Raw genomic sequence first — 1,224 nt, forward strand, 5'->3', positions numbered from 1 at the left:
AAATAATTGGAAGGTAAGTGCTGTTACATCAATGTTCAATATGTTTAGAAACACTCCTTTTAATCAACCGCTTGATAACTGGGATACCTCTAGCGTAACTAATATGCTTGGTATGTTTTCTTTCGCTGAAAGTTTTGACCAGAATATAGGCAACTGGGATATTAGTAATGTTACATTAATGGCAGATATGTTTAATGGTGTTACATTATCTACACCAAACTACGATGCCACTTTAATAGGGTGGCATACAGACTCAAGTGGTGGTGCTAACAATGGTATTGATGATGTCCCTAATAATATAACTTTTAATGGAGGCAGTAGTCAGTACTGTTCTGCAATATTTGCTAGGAATAGTTTAGACACTTCTTTTAATTGGTCGATTACTGATGGTGGCCTTGGATGTAGAGCTGAAGATTATTTTATAACCACTTGGATGGTTGAAGAAAATGAAACTATTACCATTCCTACAGCTGGAACAGGTTATAGTTATGATGTAGATTGGAGTTATGATGGTGCTACTTTTAATCCAGAATCTACCAATGTTTCAGGTAATGCAACAAGTACTACTTTAACAGCTGGTACATACACTATTGCCATTCGTGGTGTTTTCCCTAGAATCTATTTTAACAATACAGGAGATAAAGACAAAATACAAACGATTGAACAATGGGGGGCAAATCCTTGGACGTCTATGACCCAGTCTTTTCATGGGTGTAGTAATTTAGTGCTAAACGCAACTGACACTCCAAATTTAAGTCAAGCCTCTTCAATGCAAAGTATGTTTTTAGGGTGTAGTTCTTTTGTGGATAATGGAGGGGCTATTAACAATTGGGAGGTAAGCACGATTACTAATATGCAACAAGTATTTCAAAGTACCTCATTTAATTCCCCAATCAATAATTGGGCGGTAAGTGCTGTTACAACAATGTCAGATATGTTTAGAAACACTCCTTTTAATCAACCCCTTGATAACTGGGATACCTCTAGCGTAACCAATATGTCTAGTATGTTTCGAAATAATACATCTTTTAATCAACCCATTGATAACTGGGATATCAGTAATGTTACAGCAATGGATAGTATGTTTTTTGATGCTACCCTATCTCAAGAAAACTACGATGCTACTTTAATAGGTTGGCATACAGACTCTAGTGGTGGTGCTAACGATGGTATTGATGATGTCCCTTATAATATAACTTTTCATGGAGGCAGTAGTCAGTACTG

1 protein-coding gene is annotated in these 1,224 nt (G+C 36.4%); it reads left to right on the forward strand.

Translation table 11 applies throughout. From position 1 onward, the window contains the following. Nucleotides 1-1,224 (forward strand): BspA family leucine-rich repeat surface protein (locus M3P09_RS17170; protein ID WP_249974054.1); only part of this gene is annotated, 1,224 nt, incomplete at both ends.

The organism is Jejuia spongiicola (assembly GCF_023502325.1).
In the GTDB taxonomy this organism is placed as follows: Bacteria; Bacteroidota; Bacteroidia; order Flavobacteriales; family Flavobacteriaceae; genus Wocania_A; species Wocania_A spongiicola.